The sequence below is a fragment of the Stenotrophomonas sp. NA06056 genome, from assembly GCF_013364355.1.
Lineage (GTDB): Bacteria > Pseudomonadota > Gammaproteobacteria > Xanthomonadales > Xanthomonadaceae > Stenotrophomonas.
Genome location: NZ_CP054931.1, coordinates 4214362 through 4235524 on the forward strand (window position 1 = coordinate 4214362; position 21163 = coordinate 4235524).

8 protein-coding genes and 1 pseudogene are annotated in these 21163 nt (G+C 65.2%); 1 reads left to right on the top strand and 8 read right to left on the bottom strand.

The genetic code is table 11. From position 1 onward, the window contains the following. Nucleotides 1-34: 34 nt before the first annotated feature. The 4 genes from HUT07_RS19125 to HUT07_RS19140 all read right to left on the bottom strand — a co-directional run bounded on the left by HUT07_RS19125 (nucleotide 35) and on the right by HUT07_RS19140 (nucleotide 16172). Nucleotides 35-13579: a filamentous hemagglutinin family protein gene (locus HUT07_RS19125; protein WP_176022234.1), complete on the bottom strand. Its 13545-nt coding sequence runs from the start codon at nucleotides 13577-13579 to the stop codon at nucleotides 35-37. Nucleotides 13580-13846: 267 nt separating this feature from the next. Then, complete coding sequence (locus HUT07_RS19130) at nucleotides 13847-14890, bottom strand: DUF4880 domain-containing protein (protein WP_176022235.1); 1044 nt, start codon at nucleotides 14888-14890, stop codon at nucleotides 13847-13849. Then, nucleotides 14887-15417: a sigma-70 family RNA polymerase sigma factor gene (locus HUT07_RS19135; RefSeq protein ID WP_176022236.1), complete on the bottom strand. Its 531-nt coding sequence runs from the start codon at nucleotides 15415-15417 to the stop codon at nucleotides 14887-14889. Before HUT07_RS19135 ends, HUT07_RS19130 begins: the two co-directional genes overlap by 4 nt. Continuing rightward, nucleotides 15414-16172 carry an STN domain-containing protein gene (locus HUT07_RS19140; RefSeq protein ID WP_176022237.1) on the bottom strand — a complete coding sequence of 253 codons (759 nt, stop codon included), beginning with the start codon at nucleotides 16170-16172 and terminating at the stop codon, nucleotides 15414-15416. The genes HUT07_RS19135 and HUT07_RS19140 overlap by 4 nt, the downstream gene beginning before the upstream one ends. Nucleotides 16173-16243: 71 nt before the next feature. Between HUT07_RS19140 and HUT07_RS19145 the strand changes: the two genes are divergently transcribed. Then, entirely contained in the window at nucleotides 16244-16603 is a 360-nt protein-coding gene (locus tag HUT07_RS19145; protein ID WP_176022238.1) for a hypothetical protein, read from the top strand. Nucleotides 16604-16706: 103 nt separating this feature from the next. On the opposite strand, the gene HUT07_RS19150 is transcribed toward HUT07_RS19145, so the two are convergent. The 4 genes and pseudogenes from HUT07_RS19150 to HUT07_RS19160 all read right to left on the bottom strand — a co-directional run bounded on the left by HUT07_RS19150 (nucleotide 16707) and on the right by HUT07_RS19160 (nucleotide 21031). Then, nucleotides 16707-17198: a hypothetical protein gene (locus HUT07_RS19150; RefSeq protein ID WP_254898904.1), complete on the bottom strand. Its 492-nt coding sequence runs from the start codon at nucleotides 17196-17198 to the stop codon at nucleotides 16707-16709. A gap of 498 nt (nucleotides 17199-17696) precedes the next feature. Next, a complete protein-coding gene (locus tag HUT07_RS20500) occupies nucleotides 17697-18107 on the bottom strand; it encodes a hypothetical protein (RefSeq protein WP_303246020.1) in 411 nt (136 codons plus the stop codon). Beyond that, nucleotides 18084-18971, bottom strand: a pseudogene (locus HUT07_RS19155) (RHS repeat-associated core domain-containing protein); the annotation flags it as partial. The gene HUT07_RS20500 and the pseudogene HUT07_RS19155, both read right to left, overlap by 24 nt. A gap of 1733 nt (nucleotides 18972-20704) precedes the next feature. Then, nucleotides 20705-21031 (bottom strand): hypothetical protein, encoded by a 327-nt coding sequence (locus HUT07_RS19160; protein WP_176022239.1) that lies wholly within the window; start codon nucleotides 21029-21031, stop codon nucleotides 20705-20707. Nucleotides 21032-21163 lie beyond the last annotated feature (132 nt).

The following is a 21163-nucleotide window of genomic DNA, read 5'->3' on the forward strand; positions in this document are numbered from 1 at the left end:
GGAAGGCGATGCAGAACGGGGGGCAGTGGCATCGTCATTGCCGCTTGGCCGAAGAGGTGGCCATGCGTGCACGCTGTTCGGCGGTCAGTTCACCCATGCCAACCACCTGCACCACGCTGTCCGGGTCGTAGCGGCCGTCATCACTTGCCGGCCGCGTGCTGCTGGTGGCCTCGCCAAAGCCGAGCACCTGCACACTGATGGTCGATGGCTGCGTCTGCTGGGTCTGCCGCTTGACCATCTCCTGCGCGGCCTGCACGGCACTGTTGGCAGCGGTACTGGCCGAGGTCAGCGCACTGACATTCACCGCTGCAACCACCGGGATGCCGGCGGACTTGCCCTGCACCTGGATGTTGTCGGCGTTGAGCACCTGCAGTGCCGCCAGATTGACGTTGCCGGAGACGCGGATACCGGCCTCACCGGCGTCGATGGTGCCCAGCGGCGCGATCAGGTCGATGTCACCCGGCGCGATCTCCGGGATCGGGTTGAGGGTGGCGATGCCGGCACCGGTGGTGGGCGTGTTCGGCGACAGGCTGACGTTGCCTACGCTGTCGTAGACGCGGCGCTGCGGGGTGTAGACCACCGTGGTCTTGCTGCCACGTCCGGCGTTGATGTCACCGCCGGCCGACCAGGCGAGGATGTTGCCACCGAAGGTGGTGAAGACGCGGCTCTGGCCGAGCAGGATGCTGTCGCGCGAGTAGATGCTGATGTCACCCTCGCCCTGGGTCATCACGCCCGAGCCTGCACCCGGCACGAAGCCACCGTCGATGCCGACCAGCGTGCGCCCGCCCGGGGTCAGGATCTGCACGTCACCACCGAACTGGGTGTGGATACCTGCGTCGACCACTTCGTAGTAGGCCACGCCGTAGGACGGACTGCCCATGGCCTGCCACTCGGCCTTGCTGATGTACGTCTTGCCCGGTGTCGGTCGATCCTTGCCGACACCATTCGTGCTGATGTACTCATCCACGTACAGCGCACTGCTGAACAGCGTCAGATCGCCGTTGTAGCGGCCACCGTTGTCGCCTCCCGGCAACAGCGTGGCGATCGCTTCACGTCCGCGCGCGTAGCTGCCGAAGCGCTTGCCGTCAGCATCGTTGTACTCGCGGCCGGCGCTCTTCAGTTCGGCGTAGTAGACGTCGCGCAGGAACGCATGCTGCTGCTCGGCCGGAAGGGCCGTGAAGAACGTACGCGCATCCATCGTACCGGCATCGAAATGCAGGCCCAGGCCGTTGTCAGCACCGAAGCGGGTGCTCAACCAGTTCACCAGGTGCAACTGGCTCTGCAGGCGGAACTCGCGTGCCAGCGAACGACTGGCGGCACTGCCACCGCTGCTCAGTGATGCAGCGCGCGCCTGGTCCAGTTCGGCCTGCTTGCTGGCCAGGAAGGCATCGGCACCGGCAGCATCACCGCTGTAGCCGAACTCGCGCTGCAGCCACTGTGGCAGCGTCAACTCGCCACTGTAGATGGCGACCGCCTTGCCAGGCTGCTCGGACAGCGGTCGCTCCGGATCGGCCAGGTTCACCGCATCCAGGTAGCGCGCGGCAAATGCGTTCCAGTCCGCACCCGCCCCCATGCCGGCCGCCACCACGATGCTGGCACCGCTCGCACGATCGCTGGCGCTGGCATCGACAACGTTGCCCAGTGATTTGATCTCGCCCTTGTCGGCCAGGTACACGTTGCGGCCAGCACTCACGTCCAGCAGGCCCGGACCAGTGACGTAGAAGCTGCTGAAGCGGATGTCACGCCCGGCCTGCACCACCGAGATGTCATCGGCGTGGCCGTGCGCGATCAGATTGCCGCGGCCTTCGCCGACGGTATCCTTCTGGCCCAGGCCCGTGCCGCTGTTACTGATATCACGGCCAGCGCGGATCGCCACCGGAATCGAGCCGTCATAGCGATAGCCGTCGCGTGCCTTCAGCCCCAGCTCGGCTATCTGGCCCATGCGCAGGCCAACGATGTCACCCTCCACGGCGTAGTAGCGCGCCGGCTGCTGGCCCACGGCCGCATAGCTGGAGGTCGCCTGGCTGCCGAAGTTCAGCAGCGAAGCGTTGCTGATGCGGCCATTGCCATCGGTGATCCAGTCGTTGAAGGCGATGTTGGCCGCCGCAGCGTTGTGGATGCGCGTCGGGCTGAAGCCATTCGGCCCACCGCCGGTCTGCGAGATGATGCCCATGAACGCCGGATTGAACGGACTGCTGAGCGCCGCCGGGTCGGCGGTGGATGCGGTGATGGCATAGCCGCTGGCGTAGATCGAGTCGCCTGCCAGCAGGGCCAGCTCGCCCTTGCCGGTGGCGTTGATGAACTGGCTGCCTTGCGGCGAGGGCGCCAGTGTCAGCCCGCGCAGCACGCGTAGGGGTGTACTGCCGTAGTTGTTGCGCAGCGCGGTGCTGCCCACGCCGTAGTAGAGGCTGCCGTTGGCGGCCACCGCACGCAGGATCGAGGGATAGAAGTCGCCATCCAGCGTGCCCGACGCGTTGCTGCCGCGACGGTCGGTGGCGATGTCTTCGCTGTTGCCACCACCGGCCCACTCGGTGGTCGGGGTCAGGTTGCCACCGGCACTGAACAGGTCGACGCTGGTGGACGGCGTCCACAGCGAGAACGAACTCCAGCCCTCGCCCGCCAGCTGGCGGCCGCCGTAGGTGAACGGCGTGGCATTGAGCAGCTTGGTGCGACCCGGATCGCCAACGCCGCCCAGCACCAGATCGCCACGCGTATCCAGCCGTGCTGACGAATCGCCAAGCACCAGCACCGGACCGCCACCGGCATAGGCACGCCCTGCCGCAAACGGATCACCGCCACGCGAATCGATGTGGTCCAGCACGCCGTAGCGCAGCTGCAACCCACCCAGCGCGCCGGCTTCCACGCGCAGCGCACCGCGCAGGTTGACCAGCGTGCTGTTGAGGTCGTGTTCGTTGCGGCGCAGTTCCGCGTTCGGGTTCAGGCTGCCGCCGATGCGCAGGTCGAGGTCACCACCACCGGTCAGCACCAGATCGCCCGTGGCGGTCATGCGGCCACTGCTGCCGACCGCCAGGTTCAGGCCCTGGCTGCGCGGCACCAGGTTCTTGTCCAGGCTCTGCGCGCCCAGATTGAGGCGTGCGTCACCGCGGGCGGACTGGATACCGGCATCACCGCCGGCTTCCACCACCAGATTGCCACCGCCCAGCGTGCCCACGCCGGTGAAGCCGGCCAGGAACGGGGCATTGGCATAGCGTGCGTTGGAGTTGGCCAGGTAGCTGCCATCGGCCGAACCGGGCACATAGGTGCCGAAGTTGACCCACCACGCAACCGGCGTGCCGTCACTGCCCGGCGTCACGCTGCCGGTGCCCTGCCGCCACAACCAGTTGCCGATGGCCACCGAGCCGATCTGCCCGCGCATCAGGCCGAAGGACACGTTGTTGCGGGGCTCGCCGCCCGCACCGATCAGGTCGCCGACCAGATTGCCGCCAGCGCGCACCAGTACGTTGCCGCCATGTTCGGGATACCACGCGCGGTAGAGGCTCTGCGTACCGCCGTCGATCAGCGGCCGGAACGCAGCCTCCTGATCCTTCCACAGCAGGCTGCCGTCCTTCAGCGCGCCGCGTGGCTGGTTGTAGGGGTCAACGCCATTGCCAGCGGCCAGCGACGACGATGCGGTGCCGGCGGTGTACACGCCATAGGGAGAATGCATCTGCAGGTCACCGGCGGCCACCAGGTCGAGGTCGCCGGTGCCGGTACGCAGCACACTGAACACCTGCTCGCGGGCGGGCCGGGCGATGTCGGCGTACTGCGGCGGCACTCCCGGGTTGGCCTCGAATACCGGTTCACCCAGGCCCCAGGCATTGAGCTCCAGCGGGCTGGTGGTGATCAGGCCATACAGGATCAACATGTCGATGATGTCCTGGGTGATCACTTCACCGGCGACCACCAGGCTGGGCAGGCCGATCGAGTTCCACGTGTCAGCGTCAACGTCCATCGCCCAGCGATACTCCGCAGGAATGCCCGTGCCTGGCACCGGGGCGTTCTCCACCAGCACGCCGTAATGGGTATCGGCCAGGCGTACCGTGCCGGTGGCGCCGCGCGCTACGGCGCGGGTATCGGCCGCCTGCAGATCCGCACCCGCCACCAGGCGCAGGTAGAACGACTGCGAGCCAGCTGCCAGCATCGGCGCCAGCGCCCAGGTGCGTCCCTGGTTGCCGTTGGCATCGGCCGGGCGCAGGTTGATCGACTCCGCGCCACCCGGCAGTTTGACGTCGGTTTCCGACGGCAGGATCGCACCCTTGGCCAGCAGCAGCGGCTGCGCAAGGCGCATGCCCACCGGCAGCGGAACGCCGGCCGGCCAGATGCCGGCCGCCATCGAGGTGGCCGCAGGTACACGGAATCCGGCATCCAGCTGGGTGCCCGCCGCCAGCGTGGTGGTCTGCGCCAGCACCGTACCGGCCGCGTGCAGCACCGCGCCTTGGCCATCGCGGATCGCGGCGCCCAGTACAGTACCCGCCGGCAACACCAGCGCATCGGCCAGCATCATGCGTGAAGGCAGCTGCGTGCCCGCGGGCAACTGCATGGCCGCTGCGGGAAGATCAAAGTTGAGCGTGCGGCCAGATTGGAACGCACTGCCAGCATCCAGCGTGACCACTCCGCCGTGCGGAATCACCACTTCGCCACCGAACGGAATGCGACCATTCGGCAACAGCCAGCCCTTGTCGTCCGGAGTGCTGCCCTTCATCAGGCGCGAGCCATCGAAGCCGTCGCTGATGCTGCCGAACACCTCCAGGTCGCCCGCTGCACGCAGCACCAGCGCGCCCGCTTCACCGGAGCCGTACTGGCCGGTCTTCTGCAGATGCGGGTTGAGGCTGGCATAGCGATAGCCGGACAAATCGATATCGCCATCCACATGCAGATGGCCATCGCGATTGACCGCCGCGTCGGCACTGCTGCTGATCTGTACGCCCGGACGCAGATGGAACTGGTCGCCATAGGCACGCAGCCCGGCCAGCTTGCCGTCGATCAACGCACGATTGCCCAGCGCATTGTCGATGAACGCCGTGCTGTCGGCGTGGAGCGTGTCCAGATAGGCCTGGTTGATGACCTGGTAGCTGCGACCATCCACCGTGGCATCGGTGCCGGCTGCAGCGTCGGTGTAGTTCTGGAAGGCGTTGACGGTGATCGCGCGCGCACCGTCGATGCGTACCGGCGCCGAGGCATCGATGGCAACATCATTACCGCGCGCGCCGCCCAGGCGGGGCGCATTGAGCACCACACTGCCGTACGCCGCCGGTGCGCCGCTGACGCCAAGATCCATGCGCGCGCCGGCAGCGAGCGCCAGAAGGCCCGTACCCGAATCCAGTTCGATCACGGCACGGTTCGGCGCTTCGATCACCTGGCCGTAGCTGTCCCGTCGCAACACGCTGCCGTGCGCGTCCAGCACCGCGCTGGAGCCAACGCTGAGGCCATCGCGTGCGGCCAGGCGGATGCTGCCCACCTGTTCACCGCTGGCATCGATGCGGCCCTGCACGCTCAGATGGCCGGCATCGACCGAGACGTTCACCTCGCGCGCCTTCAGCCCATCACCAATGACCAGGTCGCCCTGCTTGAGCTGGAAGCTGCGGCCACCGAAGACCTGGCCTGCGTTGAGGCGCGCGTTGAGGCCGGCGAAGTCATCGATGTGCTGGGCACGCAGATCCAGATAGGCACTGCTGTAGGGCACCCAGGTACCGCCCGTGTCGTAGCGTCCACTGCTGCCGCCCAGTATCTGGCCGGCCAGCAGGACAGTGCCGGCGTCTGCACCCAGCGCGACGGCATTGAGCCGGCCGCCGCGGTTGTTGACTGCCGACAGATCGATGCGCGAGCCCGCCGCCTGCACGATGTTGCCAGCCTGCGAGTCCAGCGTGACATCGCCGCCCCAGCTGTAGCGACTGACATCGAACATGTCGATGCGGCGCCCGGCAAGGTCCAGCTGCGCACCCTCGCCCAGACGCACGTCATCCTGCGCTGCCAGCTGCAGCTTGCCGCTGGGCAGCTGTACGCGGGTATCCAGCAGCAGATCACGGCCAGCCTGCAGTGAAAGCTCAGCGCCCAGCGCCGCGGCCGGATCGCCGATGACCGCAGTGGCGCCCTGCGCTGCGACCACCGCGATGCGGCCACCGGCACGGATGCGGTTGATCGAGCCGGCTGCACCAGTGAACAGCGGGGTGCTGATCAGCAGGTCACCGCCGCTGTAATCGAATGCCTTGGTCTTGCCGTTCCAGGCGCCCTGCGATTGGTACACCGACAGGCTGCCGGTGTGGTTGGCGCTGATGCGTTCGCTGGCGTTCAGTGCAACCGTGCCGAAACCCAGCGTCTGCCGGTCGTGCATGGCCACGGTGTCCGGCTGGGACTGCTCGGCATAGCCGAACAGGATCTGCCGTGCGTCCACCTGCAACCGGCCACTGCCCGAACCTGCGCCGCCGGCAACGACATCACCCGCCGGGCGCGCGCTACCGTTCCAGACAAGCGTGTCGGTGCGGATGCGGGCCACCGCATCGGCATCGCCCTGGCCACGGATGGCCGGCGTGGTCAGCACCAGTTGTCCCAGCGTCGACGTGCCGTTGGCGTCAAGCGTGGACAGCTCCACCGAATCAAAGAAGTTCACTGCATCGCCAGCCGTCAGCACCAGCTTTTCCAGTGCCGGCGCACCGGTACTGGTATCACCGCGCAGCAGGCGGTCCAGCACCTGCTGGTTGAGGGTGAGTCCGGCCGGCAGCAGGCCCTCGGTGGCCATCCGTGCCAGCGCATCACTGCTGCCCACGTTGATGTTGCCAACGGCCAACACCAGGTTACGGGCACCGTAACGCGCACTGTCCGCCAGCTGGAAGCCGGCCGTGGTGGCTGCGGTGAGGGTGCCGCCTGCGTACAGCGTGGTGGCACCGCTGCAGCTGCGGTCGGTGCCGCACCCCCCGATCAGGATGTCACCCTGGCCATAGCGCGCCTCGGTGCTGGTCGTGGGGGCCAGCATGTCCAGCCAGCCGTTGGATACCGCCAGCACCGCCGTGGTGCCTGGGTCGAAGACGTAGCCTGCAGTCGAATCCCACGCCGCCGCGCCCTTTCCAAGCGTATTGATCGATGCGCCCTGCTCCACCGTGATGCCGCCATCGCGCGCACCGGCCACCAGGAACACCTGCGCGGCCGACAATTGCGCGCCGCTGCGCAGCACCACCTGCGACGACGCTTGGCCGTTGCTGCCAAACCCGAGCTTGTAGGCGTCCTGGGTGATGCGGTTGACCTGGAACACCGAGGTCGGCGTGCCGCCGATCGACATCGTGTTGGCACCCACCGCGTTCAGCGCATCGGCACTCACCGAGAGGCCAGAGAAGCCGTCGGTGGCGGTGCTGCCCGACGCCAGCACTTCCAGCGCACCGGGGCTGCGCACCACCAGTTCACTGCCGTAGCCACCGCTGGCCGCTTCACCACGTACGCTGCCCGGCGCGATCGCCAGCGCATGCAGTTCCGGTTTGTCGGCCTGGCGATTGGAAAGGTCCAGCGTCAACCTGCCGGCATCACGCTCCAGCCTGGGCCGCGGTGCACCGTCACGCTGCGCCCAGGCCAGGCCGAACTGCGCGTAGCTTGTTTCGTTGTACTGCGAGTACTGCCGCAGCGTGTCAGCGGCCGTCACGATCACCTGCGAGGTCAGCGCATCCTGGATATCGGTACCGGCCGTGCTGAACCGCGCCGCCGTGCTCCACGAACCGTTGCGCATCGCCGTGCTGGCGCCGAAGCCGGCCTGGCTGCTGGCCTGGCCATTGAGTTCCACCCGGAATGCGCCCGGCAGCAACGCGTAGGTCGATGGCAGCAGCGTGTAGGTGCCGGCCGGCAGGCCTGGCACGCCCGCACCGATCTGGATCTGGCGGCCGATGGCCGGATCGCCTGCGCCCTTCTCCGCGGCGATCGGTGCGGCATCGGCCTGTGCGCCGGGCACGATCGCATAGACCGGATTGCTGGACAGGCCGGGCAGCACGAAGCTACCGCCGTTGGCATCGATCTGCACCAGCGGATGCAAGCGTGCATCGGTGGAGCCACCACGCCCGCTCAGGAACGCCGCACCACTCAGCTCACCGCCGCCGGACAGGTCCAGCACCGCACCGGCCTGTACGTCGATGTTCTCGCCTCGCAGGGTGACGCCACCAAACTCGTTGCCGCCGACACCGATGCCCTTGTAGACCGCATCCAGGCCGTCATGCACGTAGGTGAGGCCATCCTTGGTGCCGCCATAGGGCATGCGCAGACCCACGCCACTGACGGACGTCACGCTGCCCGGCAGCAACTGCACGCGGCTGGCCAGTCCGAAGGTGCCGCCGTCGACCTGACCGATCAGGAGCTCGCCCAGCGGCGCGCGCACCACGCCACCCTGTTCAATGTTGGACGACAGCAACCGCAGGCTGCCGAAGGCCGCCAGCGGCGCGACCGGCAGGGCATCGCTACTGCGCTCCACGCGCAGCGAGCGCGCCGGGTCGTACACCACCTGGAACTGACCCCACTGGTCGACAGTGCCTTTCTTGCCGGCACGGATCTCACCCACAGCCTGGGTGGCGGGATAGATCTGGCTGGCAGACAGCACCAGATCGCCCACCGTATCGATCGAACTGCGGTCGCGCACCTTGGATTTGAGCAGGCGCAGGTCGCCCTTGCTGCGCAGTTCCACGGTCTCGAAGCCGTCGCGCTGCACATCGATGGTGCCGGCGCCCTGTGCCAGCTTGCCGGACGTACCAAAGGCCACCGACTCGATCACATCCAGCGTCCCCGCTTCCACGCGCAGCATGGAGGCGTCACGCAACGAAGGCAGGCGCTGGATCTCGGGCAGCGGCAGGGTGTGTGCATCCTTCGCACCCCGGGTGTTGCCGGCCAGTCGCACGTATGGCGCGGCGAGCGCTATCTGCGCACCGTTTCTGCTGTGTTCTGCCAGGCTGAAATTGCTCCCGGTCAGGCGCAGGCCCTGGCTCATGGCCAGGTCGACGCCATCGTTGAAACTCATCACGCCGTTGACCAGCAGGCTCAGGTTGCCAAAGCCTCCGGCCTGGATGCGGTCAACGCCAATCGTGGCGCGTCCATAGACCAGCGCAGGATCAACCTGGCCGGGCTGCAACGCTGCAGCCAGTCCACTGCCGGGCTGCTGCTGGAATACGCTGAGTTCGCGCAGCGAGCGCACGCGGTCGTCCGGATTGCCGGCCAGCAGATAGTTCGGTGCCTCCAGTGCCACCGACAGGGTGCCGCCTGCGGCGCCGCGTCCACCGGCAGCGGCACGCAGGCTGCCGTCCAGGAACAGGCCATTGAAGCTGGCCAGGTGCAGCACGCCACCATCGCCGGCCACCTCGGTTGCCCCTTGGCCCGGCACGTCGAGCGTGGCACTGGCACCGGAGGCATCGAGGCGTGCCCCCGGACGCACCACCACAAATGCGTCCACGCCATCCACGCTGGTGGCGTTGGCGTCGTAGCGGCCACCCAGCTGGATGCGGCCGCCGTCGCCGACCCGACCGAAACGCTGGCCGCGCGCATCACGCTCAACCTGGGCCACACCGGAAACATCCAGCACGGCGTGGTCGCCGATCCACAGCGAGCGGTCGTGACTCTTCGGCGACGCGGCGATCTCGCCCAGCCCCATGTCGAGGATGTCGATGCGGCCACTGTTGGCCTGCAAGGTACCGTCCACGGTGATCTGGCCATTGCCTGCCAGGCCGATACTGCGGCCGTTGTCGACCTGCAGGTGCGCGTCCTGACCAATCGTCAGCGTCGCCAGCGGGCCCATCGTGCTGCCCGCACGCAGCTGCAGATCGGCACCCTTGCGCTGCTGCAGCGTCGCCTTGGCAGTGTCAGCGCTGAACTCCGGCGCCAGCCATTCCTGCAGTGCCTCGCTGGGCGCACTGCCACTGCGCAACGCACGCGCATGTTCCAGATCCAGCTGCAGCACCGGCATGCTCACCCGCAGGTCGGCGCCGGGCGCGACGGCCAGACTCTGCTGGCCGGTCACTTCATAGCGCGCGAAGCCTTGCCCGAACAGTTCGCTGGCCAGCTGCAACGGACGCTCGACCGCCACATCCTGGGCCAGCACATTGCCGGCGGCGATGCGCGTGCCGGCGGCGAAACGGATATCGGCCGGTGCCAGGCTGCCGGCTTTCAACGTCGCCGCCGATGGCAGGACCCGGATGCCCTGCGGGAACACGTCCGCCGTCACCAGGAAGTTGATCGGGAAGCCGCCCTGGAAGCCAGTGATCTGGGTAACGACGGTGCCTGCGGCCAGCGTCGGCGGCGGCGTCCACACGTTCACCGTGAAGGAACGCCCGTCGAGCGTACGCAGAACGTAGGAGTCGGCATTGGCCACCGGCTTGGGCGGGGTCCAGGTTGCGGCCAGGGTGAGGTGGGTTTCCGGTCGCGCCGGATCCACCACCGGCTGGGTACCCAGCGTTTCGCCCGGTTGCGCCTGTACACGGGTGTAGGCGTAGTCGACCGGCAGCGTGCTGCCCGCCAGTACCAGGAAGGTCTCGGAGGTGAGCAGATCGATCGGCGCGCGCTCGCCCGCGCGCAACAGACCGTCGCTGCCGGCCACCTGCCCACCGATCACCACCGCCTTGCCCGATTGCAGGCGCAACGTACCGCCGCCCTTGACGCCGTGGCCGCGCAGCTCGCCCTGCAGGCTCAGCTGACCCGCCGCGATGCCGGCCACCGGCGCTTCCTCCAGCGCGTTGGCGATCAGCGCGATGTCCCCGCCACGCCCACCACGCAGATGGTCATCGGCCTGCAACGCCGCACCCGAAGAGGCATCAAGGCGTGCGCCGCGCGCAACCTGCACATCCTGGCTGCTGCGCAGCTGGATGCTGCCACCGTCCACGTAGGGCATGCCCGCGATGCCAAGCGGATCGGTCTGCAGGTTGCTCCACAGGCCACGGGTATCAAGCAGCACGCCCTCGCCCACCACCGTGCGTGCGCGGCTGTTGGCAGCCACGGGCACCAGTGCACGATCAAACCAGCCGGTACTCTCGTTCCAGCCGGGGACGATGTTGCCCAGCGCGATCGCGCCGCCCCGGGCCACAAGATCGGCATTCACCTGCACCTCGGTGGCATGCAGGCCGAGCGAACCGCCTGCTGCCATCTGCAGCGACTGGTCCACCACCACCGCGTCACGTGCGTAGACCTGCAGGCCGCCCAGCGCCAGGCCGTTCAGCCACGACGCATCCAGATACATGCCGGAGCTGCTGTCACCCTCTGCAAGCGGCACGCTGCCGATCTGCACCTTGCCGGTCACGGCCGAAGGCGTGTAGCGCAGGCCGTGCATCGCCTTGTCCTGCACCGCACGCTGCTGGCCGATCACCAGCTGACCATTGCGGGCCACCGCCGTCTGCGCCTGCAGGTAGCCATCCAGATCGGCCTGGCGGGCATTGATCTGGCGGTCGCCCTGGAAGGTCGCGGTCTCGATGTCGCCCTGCAGTTGCGCCGACTGCGTGGCTACGATCATCCGGCCCGCGTCGCGACCGACGACATAGCCATTCTCCAGGCGCTGGCGTGCACCGATCAGCGGGTTGTAGTGGTATTCGGTCGTGCCCCAGCGGGCGTGGCTGCTCTCGAAGCCCTTGTACAGGCCGGTGTACAGCAGGTCGCCCGGCGCGGTGGAGGCGTTGTACAGGCGGCCATCGGCACCCTTCAGGTAGGTCTGCTGGATATAGCCGGTCTGCACGTCCAAGGTGCCACCGGACAAGTTGATCTGCGAACCCGCACGCGTCTGCAGGCTGCCGCCACTGAACTGCACGGTGCCGCCCTGCGCCGACCATTCACCGATACCGTGACCGGTAACGCCCAGGTAGCCGCCCACTTCCAGCAAACCGCCGGCGGTGTACCAGCGGTCGGTCTCGTAACCGTTGGTGCCGGCCGGCACCAGGGTCAGGTCGCGCCGGTCCAGCCAGATGTTGTTGCTGTTGAGTTTCTCGCCAAGGCGGTTGACCGGCGCATCGCGCTGTTCGTTGCCCTGCACACTGATCTGGACATTGTTGGCTTCCATCGCGATCTTGACGCCGACATGGCCGGACACATCGATGCGCGCGCCCTGCTGCAACTCGGTGCCGCGCGCATCCACGTATACCTGGCCGCCGGTGGCCAGCGTCAGGCTGTCCTTCGCGAAGCGGACATCGCCGGCAGTATCGATCTGCACCAGCGACTGGTCGCGGCGGTGCTGGATACCATCACCGGCCTTGTCCGAATCCAGCACCAGCGTCTCGCGCTGCACATCCAACGCGCTGGTGGCCGAGTCGTCCAGCACGATGGCGGTGGTGCTGCCCTGTGCCAGCTGGATGCTGCCGTCGACATCGCTGCGCTCATTGCGCAGGTGGATGGTGCCGCGCGTATGTACCGAACTGGTGGCCACCAACGTGCCGTGCTGCTGCACGTCATGACCGACCAGGGTGATGTCGCCGGTGCTCGCCTGCACCAGACCGGTGTTGCTGACCATGCCTGCCGCAGCATCGACCGGTGTGCCGGCCACTGCAGGCGCGCGAAGCGCGGTCACCACGTTGCCACGGGTGGTGGAGGTCAGGTTCTGGTCGGTGCCCAGGCCCTTGCGGATCACGAACGCATCACCCGCGGCCAGCACGGTCTGGCCGTTGGCGCTGCTGATCTGTCCGTGATTGCTGACCTGCCGGCCGAGCAGCAGTACATAGCCGCCCCCTTCGGTCACGGTAGTCGGCGCATGCGTGGTGATCTGCGCACCGCGCTCGACCACCACATCACCGGTGGCCGCCGCATGCGCAAAGCTGTTGGCGCTGCTGCTCAGCTCATTGCCGAAGGTGGGAATGAAGGCCGCACCCTGCGCATCGCTGTACAGGCCCTTGCGGAACTGCGCATCGCTGATGTTCACCGCCGAGGCGGCCAGGTTGCGGACGTTCACCTGGCTGCTGCCGTCGAACACCACGCCATTACGGTTGACCAGCATCACCGTGCCCTGGCCCTGGATGCGGCCGAGGATCTGCGACGGGCGTGCGGATGGATCGTTGATGCGGTTGAGCAGCGACCAGCCGGCCTGCTGGTCGAAATCGACCACGGTATTGCGGCCGACGTTGAAGGTTTCCCAGTTGAGGATCGCCTTGTCGGCAGTCTGCGCGATGCTGACCGTGGTGGTGCCATCCTTGCTGCTCTGCACCGGACCGCTGGCGTTGGACCAACCCTTGGTCAGCGCATCCTCGTCGATCTTCAGGCCACCCTGGCCCAGGCCATCGGGCACCTGGCTGCCGCGCAGGCGCGCCGCCTCGCGCGCGCTCTGCTGCAGGCGCTGCTGCATGGCGATGGCCTGCGCGGCCGTGCCGAGATTGTCCAGCGAGGTCTGCAGCGTCTCCCGTGCTTTCTGCGCCTGTGCATCGGTGCGCACCAGGTTGGACGGCATGCCGTTGGGCATTCGTCCGCTCTGCGCGGCAGTCTGCTGCTGCACGCCCTTGTTGGCGAACCACGCGGGGCTGAAGGCCTGTTGCGCCGATACTCCGCCTACCATGCCGCCGGCCATCAACAACAGGGCGATGGCCTGCGCGAGCGGCTGCACCTGCGGTTCCCGTGCCGTCGCGCGCATACCCGGATCGTTCTGCTGCTTCACCATCGCCATCACCCGTCGCAATATCGTTCGCTGATAAGGGCAAGCGCGTCTTGCCGCCGTGCTGCACTGCTACGTCCCTGCCATCGGGACGTAGCGTGACCGCGACGTGCGTTGCGCTTGTTACGGTGGATAAGACCGGGCCGGATGGCAGCGACTGAACCGCTGCAACAAAAAATTCATCTGCGGATGACGTGCTGTCGACTCATGCCACGAATGTCATCGCAACGTCATACGTGCGTGCTCTCATCGCGCGCCCGCAGGTCTACCTGCTCAGCCCAGCAGCACCACGTCGCCGGGCATGCTGACAACGCGTGCGCCATAGGCATCGCGTACGAGATCGATGAAGGTGTCGATGCGTTGCAACGAAATACGGGCCTGCACCCGGCGCTGCGACAACGCACTGTCTGCGATGACGATGCGTCCGGTGCGGTAGCGGTTGATCTCTTCAACCACCTCCGACAGCGGCTGGTCGTCGAACATCAGCCAGCCGTGTCGCCACGCATCGACGCGCTCGGTCGGCACCTGCCCTACCGAGGCGATCCGCTCACCGTCCAGGCGCGCCTGCCAGCCCTGCTGCAGCGCGACCGTCCGCGCGCCACGAACAAGCGCGGCGGTGCCAGCCAGGCAGGTCACCCGCACATCCGCGCCGACGCAGCGCACGTTCACCCGCGCGCCCGGGTCCAGCCTTACCTGCGCGCCCTCCACCTGGATCACGAAACCGCGGCGTATCCACGCAGGCAGCGCGAACTGTGCCTCGCCCTGGCTCAACTGCAGGCCGCGCGCGTTGGTGCCGGACCGTCGCAGACGGGTGCGCGTCCCCATCGCCACCGTTACGCCCTGGATCTCCAGTTCGCGACGCTCACCGGTGGCGGTGCGGTAGTCCGCGCCCAGTGCACCCAGCTCCGGCCACAGGCCCAGCGGCGAACTGGCCGCGAGCCAGCAGCCACCGGCCGCCGCCGCGACTGCGCCGCCCAGGAATGCCCTGCGCCCCATCCGTGTGCGGCTGCGTGGCCGAGCATGGCTGTCGGCGTGGGTCGCTGGCGGCAGACTTGCCACCGGCTGCACCACATCGGTCGCAGGCGCCTGTGCTGCCTGCGCGCCCCCGGCCTGCAGCGCCGGACCCAGTGCCTTCCACAGCGCACGCGCCTGCGCGAACGCAGCGGCGTGGCGCGGGTCCAGCCCCCGCCATCGGCGGAAGGCATCGGCGTCGGCCTCGCTGACGGCCGCACCGTGCAGGCGCAGCAGCCAGTCCTGTGCCTGTTGTTGTACGTCTGCCGGCAGTGCAGAGGCCACGTTCGTCTTCATATCAGTCATGACGGTTTTCCGGCGCCAGGACCGAACCGTTGCACCAACGGGCGGTCCAGCCGGCCCGCGCAGTGCTGCAGGGCCTTCTTCAGCTCCTTGCCGATCATCCGCGCCGATACCCCGTGCTGCAGGGCGATGGTTTCGATCGGCAGCTGCTCGATGCGCGCTGCCACCAGGATGGCGCGCTGGCGCTCGGGCAGCTCGCGCAGGGCCAGCTCCAGCTGCGCCATTTCCACCTGGCCGAAGGTCACCGTGGCCGGATCCAGATGGTCGGCGGTCTCGTCCATCAGCGCATCCAGTTCGGTGCCGGTCAGCATCCGTGCGTGGGCCTGGCGCTGGTCGCTGGCGGCGTTGATCGACATGCGGAACAGATAGGCCACCGGGCTGCGCTGCGGCACGATGTTGCCCATCCGCTCGACACGCAGCCAGGTCTCCTGCAACGCATCCAGCGCCAGGTCGTCCGAGCCCAGGCGCCGGCGCAGGCGCTTGCGGAAGGCTTCGTAGTGGTCGAGGAACAGTCCTCGAAGTGCGGTCATCGCGCGCCCCTGCACGGCGGCGTGCGGCCCGCAGCGTGTGGCAGCAACAGCAGCGTCACCGGTTGCGGCAGGTCCACCGGCAGCCCTGGCATGGCCAGGTCATCCAACCGCCGAAGAATCGCGGCATCGCGACGTGGATCGCCACTGCCTTCCAGAACGTCGGCGCGGCCCACCCGATGGCTGGCAGGGTCCACCCATAGTTGCAGTGCAACCCGATAGCTGCCAGGTCGCGTCGCGTGCGAGCTGCACAGCGCTGCCTCCAGCGATTGCTGGATGACCCGAGCGGCACGGTGCTGGGCCGCAGCGGAGGCGGTTGCAGAGGATGGGCCGGCATCGGACGGGCCGGTGCCACCGGGTGCAGGGGTCTCACCCGCTACCAGCGTGAACCCGCCACCCTCGACAAATCGAGGGGCCAGGCCCGTGCCCCGCAGCAGCATCTGCAGCGCCGGCAAAGGCGCATGGCGTCCACTGACTGCCGTCGAGCGCAGGCCGCCCAGCATGCGGGCATCAATCAGAACCGCCACCCCTGTGGTCTCCCCATACACCTGCAACGCCTGTGGCAACGGTTGGGCTGGAATGTCGAACAGGTAGGTAGTCCCCTCGGGCGCAGCGCCCGCGCCGGCCCAGGCCAGCAACGCCGGCGCCAGCATCCATGCGATGCACAACAGCCAGGCAACGCGGCGGATGCAGCGATCACGCGTTCCCGCCCGCATTGCCGGCCCCCCGTCCTGCGCTCCGGTGTCATCAAACTGCATGCAAGACACGCCAGCATCACAACGCCAAGCCGGTCACGTTAGGTCGGCTTCATTGCAGGATGGTGACACCCATGCATCCCTTCCGCTGGCTTGTTACAGGCATCTTTCTGCTACTGGCACCGCACGCGTGGGGCGGCACTGCAAAGGCTGCGCCCGCGCTGACGCCCGCCGATGCTGCCTGCATCGAGATTGAGGTCAACGGCGAACGCATTCCCGACTACGCCTGCATGAGCGAACGGTTGATGCCCGCGTCGCGCAGGCCCGTGCCTGAGATACCGGCGTCCGAGCAGCGGGTGCGGCAGGCTCCGACCGCGCTCGGCCTGGCCCATCGGGCTGCTACCCAGCAGAGGATGGGGAACAGTTTTGGGATTTCCACGCGGCCTCAGCGGCCGATGGCACCGCCTCCAGCACCGCCGATAACGCGGCCGTGAGGCGGGGAATGCGGTGTCGCTGCCGGACGGAATGCTGACATCACGCGCCAGGCGCCAGCGCGCCTACGAACGGTGGTACTCCGCTACCCGATGCCCCAGCGTACTAAAGCGCCGCCGAGCACCTGCCGAAGACGTTGGCGGGCTTCTCCCGCAGGCTCACGGCAACCACCCGGTGCTTCTGCTCGCCACATCCGCCCATGACCCCATACATGATGAGAAGTCCCTTGTCGTTGACGTAGCCGATGAACGTGCCATTGCCTTCATCCGAAGCCGCCCTGACGAGATAGATGCTCTCCCCTGGTGCTGGCTTCAGGCCACTCAACGGCATTGAACCGATCTTCCCTTGAACCTCTGATGCCGATACCGCGACCAGTGAATTCTTCAACATCCACTCCGCAATGGCGGCTTCACTATTCGCATCAAGCGTGGAAATGCGGTCGAACGGCAGAGTCGTGGAGTTTCCAGGGAAGATCGCATCGGATGAAACATCTACCCAGTCCGATCTCCATTCCGTGTGTTGAAACTGGTTGATGCTGCAGCCTCCCAGCATTGGCAAGAGCAGCAACGGTGCGCGCAAGATGCTTGCGATCTGCACATTGATCTCCTTTCGCTACTGTCGATCAATGTTCCCCTGAATCCAACCGCGCTCGCCGCGCCAGAGATCGGTTAGATGCCCACTGGCGGGGGCCACTATATTTGCGACTTACTCAGGCGCGCTGAGAGCCTGACCGAACGACACGCGTTACTCATCGTCAGACGTCGTCCCACATGAAGCTCCTCCAGGCCCAGCCCAGCATTTCACGAAGAAAATGGACCTGCTTGGTCACACTCTCAAACCTCGCAATTTCATTCTCACCGCGCGCGACCACTACTCCTCCAACTGTCCAGCAACAAGATTGGAGAGGAGAGATGCATTCACCTGAACCTTTGGGGCTGTCAATGTCCCATGCTGCATTGGCTCGTCGAGTAGTTCCAGCTCCCTCCACCATCCAAACAGGCGTCAATAGCCATTTGTCCTTGAAGCCAGAAAGCAAGGGCAACGATCACTGCAATTGCACTGAGGAGGGCAACGATCTTTGAGTATTTTTTCATTTCAATACTTTTCCGGCAACCCATTAGGCCTGAATGGTGAACATACATCAGAGCATGAACCCTCGCCCGCGTGTTCCCGGCCAAATATATTGGCCCGCTGATCTGCAGCCGACGCAGCAGATGAGTCCCCCTTGACCCGCTGATCAAATATCTCCCGTGCATTGCTCATATTGCAAGCAGCCGCTTTCCCGCCTTGTCCGCGCTGAGCAGCCTCACAGTTTGCCTTGCAATGAAAGTACTTATCTTGGAGCTTCGTGTTAGCCATCCTCATGTCGATATAGTTTCTCACGAAATCTTGGGCCCCCTGCCTGTATCCCCGTGGATAAGCGCTCGGAGGAGGAGGCGTTGCGCCGGAATATTTATATATGTACTCAAGGTCTCTCGACTGCAACCCAAACGAATCCACGCTCATTGTCGGACTCCCATCTGCGTACGCGAACGTACTGATCCCTCCCTCCAGACCAATCGGATCACTCTGCGAGTACCGCCCCACCGCCGGGTCATATTCCCGCTGATAGTTGTAGAACAACCCACTCGCATCGGTCGCCTGCTGCCCCGGGAAGCGCAGCGCCGGATCAAACACCACACCATCCCCATCGGGGTCATTGGCCGGTGCCTGATCGCCAAACACCTCACTCTTGTTGCTCCACTCCCAGATCGCCACATCGCGCACGGGGTCGATCACTACACGCGGCGTACCCAGGTGATCGGGCTGGATGTAGGCCAGCTCCGGCACGCCTGCAGTTGCTGTCTGGATCAACGCCACCGGGTAGTTGTCCAGCCAGATCGCCTGCTGCTGCGCCTGCCCGGTGGCCGAATAGTTGCCAACCCACCGCCCGGCTTCGTCATAGACCGTGAGCTGCGCATCGCCACTGGCCGGTGCGCGCAGAACGCGCTCTCCGCGATGGTTGTAACCGTAGCTCTCCACCACAGCATCGCCCTGCTTCATCGCATTCATGCGGTTGGCGTCGTTGTAGGCGAATGTCTTGCTGCCAATGCTGGTGGTGTTGCCCGCTGCATCCTGGTTGCGCGCCTGACCATCCACGGCAATCAGGCGATGGCTGTCAGCCGGATAGGTATAGCTTGCGGTCCCGGCCGAGGTGGTCAGCGAGGTACGGTTGCCGGTGGCGTCGTAGCCATAGGTTTCAATCGGCGTGCCCGTCGCGCCGTCCTGGGTCTGGGTCAGGCGGCCGAGTGCGTCGTAGGCGTACTTGGCCAGCACCATCGATTCAGTGCCATTCTTCAACCCGGTGATCGAACCGACGGAATCATGGCCATCCCATCAGGAATGACGACCATTATTTCGGATCAATTATTTTTTCCCGACTTTGTTATCCATACCAAGGGCCCGCCCAAAACGTAAAGGACAGCTTTCAGCACCTCGGCGATCTTCTGACGCCTGCTCAAGGCAACGCTCGCTGAATAATTCTCACGAATAGCGCGCCTCCTGCGTGCGACGCCATCCCTGAAATCGATTTGCGATCCAAAACTATTCGCTTCGATTTACTAGCCATCAACCTCGTCCATTCTTCGAGCAACAGCCAAGCTCATAACTCTTCCAGGGACGATCAGCAGCAGCACATACCCACTCAAAAGGAATGGTATGGCTTGCCTCTCAATACCCCCCTGGGATCCGGACGCAACAACAACCAGCGTCCCAGCCACCCCGATCGCAGTTATCCACCGCTTTGATAATGCCACATTTCGTCCGTGCTCGACGCCATTTATCAGCGGAGCTACACCTTTCAGTACCAGGTACATCATAACCAAGTTCAGCATCGACCCAGCGATAATGAGAATGCACAACCTCCAACCTGTCAAAGGTGGAAGCAGCACGCTCATGAAATCAAGCGAAGCCAGGACGAAGCATATCTTCAATCGACTCTTTGTACTCATCCTCATTTGACCTTGCACCAGCACTCCCCAGCCGCTTCGGCGCACTTCAGCGCTTCGACGCCCAACCTCCCCCCGATACTGTTCAGAACCAGCGGAAATCTTCGCTCATCTGCATGCTGAAGGTGATACGAGGAATGGCTGGAAATTATCATTTGCATATTTCTCTCGCTCTGGCGAGAACGGCCGAACTTGCCCGTTCGACCTCAAGCTTCCGAACCAACTCGGAACATTCAGGACGGGCCCCAGTCTTCGCTCCATAGATCACGAGTTCACCAGCCCTATCTACTCCATCCAAATAAAGCAATGCGCAATCACCGGCAATCATACCAATGCGCAGCGCACGAACACTCTCAGTGCTAGCGCTTGGACTGGCCTCACCCTCGCACATCCCACCGTAGTATGCACTGCTCAGTTCAGCGTAGATGGGCTTTGACTGCAGTTCTCCCAAACGACCATTGTCACATCCGCCCAAAACCACCCCTCCGATTAAGGCCAGGAAAAATGAGCGCGTCCAGCCACATCCGGGACGGCCTCTAACATGTGCACCATAGATCAGAAGCCCATCAGTTCGATCCACTCCACACAAGCAGCGGACAGCGCGGCCGCTGGCGAGAGTACGGACCAAGGTGCGATAGGTATAGAGCGATCGCGGCGCGCTACTCGGGATAGGGCAACAATACAGACGAGACCTCCAATCGTCGCGACTAGTCGCTATCGCCCCACTGAAATAGCAGGAGCAATGATGGCATCCTCTTGGATCGAGCCGAGATGCATCTGGCATAGATGGAAGGCGTCAGCATCCCTGTACAACGACTGACCTCGCGTGAAAAATACTTGCGGGCATGGCCAGCAGTAGCAAATACAGCAAGGTCAGCGCGGTAGCGCTTATCCACTGCCCCCCCACAAAGGAAAAAATAAATGGAAGAGCAAGCACAAGCGTCAACCCGTTTGCATAGAAGATCAATGCAACGTAAGACAGCTCACTTAAGCCGGATTCAATCGTACTGCCACAATGACTGCAGATAGTTTTAGGCCTCCTTTCGAGGCAGCCAAGCACCGAAAATCTCTGACCTTCTGTGCCACAGGCAGTACAAGAGAACGATAACAGTCGCATCATTTGCAAACCTCCTCTCCAACAACGGCCGCCGCAGGCACAGCTTGCGGATTTTGATGTGCCGCCTTGAAACCGGATCCATAGGCAACAAGCGCAGAAACCGAAAGGACAGCAGGATAAGAATAAATCATGCTAACCGCCCCAGCCGAAGCAATTCGGCTTGCTTTCTGCGCTGGATACTTTGACGCCACCACACCGGCAGCAATTGCACTTTGCTGGGGATGTGCTCTTACCTGATCCCATACAACACCCATCTGAGCATTCGTGTCTGTCGCTTGCAGCGGAGTCTGCCCAAGCATGGCATTCCCCATCGAGGTGGTCGTCAAGGCGCCGTTGCAGGTCGCGCGCAGCCATGCGTCTCAAACAGTTCGCCGGCCGTGTCCTTCTGCGTCTGGATCAATCGGCCGAGCGTGCCGTAGGCATACTTGACCTGCGCCTATGGGCCCGCACCGCGCTTC

Coding starts and splice junctions, on each gene's coding strand:
- HUT07_RS19125 (WP_176022234.1), bottom strand. CDS start 13,579: ATGGTGAAGCAGCAGAACGATCCGGGTATGCGCGCGACGGCACGGGAA.
- HUT07_RS19130 (WP_176022235.1), bottom strand. CDS start 14,890: ATGACTGATATGAAGACGAACGTGGCCTCTGCACTGCCGGCAGACGTA.
- HUT07_RS19135 (WP_176022236.1), bottom strand. CDS start 15,417: ATGACCGCACTTCGAGGACTGTTCCTCGACCACTACGAAGCCTTCCGC.
- HUT07_RS19140 (WP_176022237.1), bottom strand. CDS start 16,172: ATGCAGTTTGATGACACCGGAGCGCAGGACGGGGGGCCGGCAATGCGG.
- HUT07_RS19145 (WP_176022238.1), top strand. CDS start 16,244: ATGCATCCCTTCCGCTGGCTTGTTACAGGCATCTTTCTGCTACTGGCA.
- HUT07_RS20500 (WP_303246020.1), bottom strand. CDS start 18,107: ATGAGCGTGGATTCGTTTGGGTTGCAGTCGAGAGACCTTGAGTACATA.